This is a genomic window from Chryseobacterium ginsengisoli, from assembly GCF_039542325.1.
Classification (GTDB): Bacteria; Bacteroidota; Bacteroidia; order Flavobacteriales; family Weeksellaceae; genus Chryseobacterium; species Chryseobacterium ginsengisoli.
Genome location: NZ_BAABHX010000020.1, coordinates 1 through 2,365 on the forward strand (window position 1 = coordinate 1; position 2,365 = coordinate 2,365).

At 37.5% G+C, this 2,365-nt stretch carries 1 protein-coding gene; it reads right to left on the bottom strand.

All coding sequences use genetic code 11. The features are described 5' to 3' along the window. Positions 1–2,365 (bottom strand): RHS repeat domain-containing protein (locus ABD940_RS22810; protein WP_486303710.1); only part of this gene is annotated, 2,365 nt, incomplete at both ends.

Below are 2,365 nucleotides of genomic sequence, written 5' to 3' on the forward strand. Positions count from 1 at the left end.
TACTTGTAATTCTTATAAGAACTCGTCCCAAAGAAAGAAGTTCCACTCTTCAAATGATTCATCCCAAAAGGATAATAATCATTAGCATCAACAATCTCAAGAGCACCTGCGCTGGTTTTTCCAAAACTCACCCTCACATTTCCCAAATGATCTTTATACTGGTAAATATACTGATCTTTTACGTAATCATAAAATCCTTCCGCGGTCGGGAAAAACTGGAGATCAGCTGTCTTTATACTCGTTGGAGGCGGAGGTGGATCAAATAACAATGCTGTATCATCCAAAGTATAAGCTTCCTTTTCCAAAGCCTTACTTGTCTCCGAATTTGCCATCAAAGACTCAGAACCACCGCCTCCGGGATTTGTTGGAGGAGGAGTTACCGTCTGTAGATATTGGAAACCGTCAAGATAATCCGTAATTTTTTTTGTGGTAACTGATCCATTGAATCCGATAATGGTTGTATTATTTTCTTTCTGCAGCTTTTCTCCATCTGCTCCATATTTTGTATTAACGGTAACATATTCATTTCCATTTTTACTGTAATCAACTTTATTAGCCAGATTCAGGTAATTATACTGTATTGCCAATGTTTTGTCAGGCATCGATGTCATATTTCCGTTCGGGTCATAACCAATTTCCTGTCCTCCGCCTTCATACCCTGTTGCGTTGTAAGAATAATCATTGATATTTGTAAGCCTGTTGCTTTTGTTTGTATTTGAATACATATATTCCAGACGGTCAATCAATGTTGGTGTTGTATTTCCATATTCAGTTACGGAAGTCCTGTACAGATTAGTTATATTTCCGTTCAGGTCATAATCAAGAGATTCTGTATTTTCCTTACTGTTCGGGTTTTGAGGATTCTGATAATAACCTGCCGTTAATCTGTTGAGTTTATCATAGGCATATCCATATCTTTTCGGTGTTAACGAAGGATTTGCTCCTAAAGTTTCTACACTTCTCCAGTCTACTTCTGCAATATTTCCATTGTATTTCGGCATTACATTTTTACCAGAAAACAATGTCGTATCAGGATTTTCGATTCCCAGTCTATCATTATATCTGATTTTATAGGAAAATAATTTTCCATCAAGATTAGGGACTGACATCTGATCTTTGTTGATATCTGTCAGCCAACCTCTGATATTGTAGGTGTAATCTATACTTTGAAGATTGTTTCCTACAGTTTTATTCTTTAGCTGGGATAATTCATTGTAAATATTATCTGCCAAAACAACTTCAGGTTTATCATCTACTTTGTGATAATGCTGCAACAATCTGTTCTGATCATCATATATAAAACCTTCCGTTATAAATACTCCGGTTTCTCCCTGTTTTCTTACATGATAAGTATTGGTTCTTCCTACAACTCCTACAAAATCCAGCAAAGTTTCTGTTTTGGTATAGCCTCCCAGATGATTGAAAGAATATGTGCCGATTGCTCGTCCTTTTTTATCGTACCAAGTGTAATTTTTCGTCCAATTATCGTCTTCGATATTTTTTACAAGACTCATCACAGGAAGACTTTTAGTACTTGTTGATTCAGTAGTTGAAGCATCTGTCAAAGTTGGCTGTCCCAAAATATTTGAGGGGAAAGTCGGATTAAAACCGTAAGCAGGATATGTATCATAATAATTCACTGAGAGTAATTTTACCCAGCGCGACGAATTGGGATAGGTTTGGTCATAATTCTCATAATATCCATCTATACCTTGTACGATAAAGGAAACATTGGAGCTTCTTCTCACACTACTGGTTCCTGTGGCATCTGCATTATCCTGTTCAGAGAGCCTTGTGCTTCCGTAACCAATGCTTAATCCCGTCATAACAGCTCTTCCAAATTGGTCATATTTGGTATACAACCATTGGTTGTTAGCTCTCAGATTAGCATCCTGAGTAGCAACTACACGATCTGCCTTATCATAAAGCATGTATTCCCAGCCTTTTCCTGGTAGCTTCTTTTCTACCAATCGGTTTCTGCCGTCATATATATATTGATAGCAAAGATCATTAAGCACAGAATTGGGATCTGAAACAACAGCAACTTTTGGTGGAATGACAAAGGCAAGCTGATTGTATTCATTATAAACATAATATGTGTCTGCATTCTCAGTAGCGCTGATCACTTTTCTTACAAGCAGTACCTGTCCTTCTCCATTCTTGAACTCGATGGTAACATTTCCGTCTTCATCGGTTACTGTATTTTTGTAAAGCTGAGCGGTTCCATAATTAACCGATTGGCTTAGAGCAGAACTTGTAGCACCATTCGCCCAAGTCGTAACGGTAGTATATTTTTTAACGGCATCACCAGTTGTATTGGCATCATAGCCAAACTGAACGGGCTTATTATCCCATGCATTTCCTA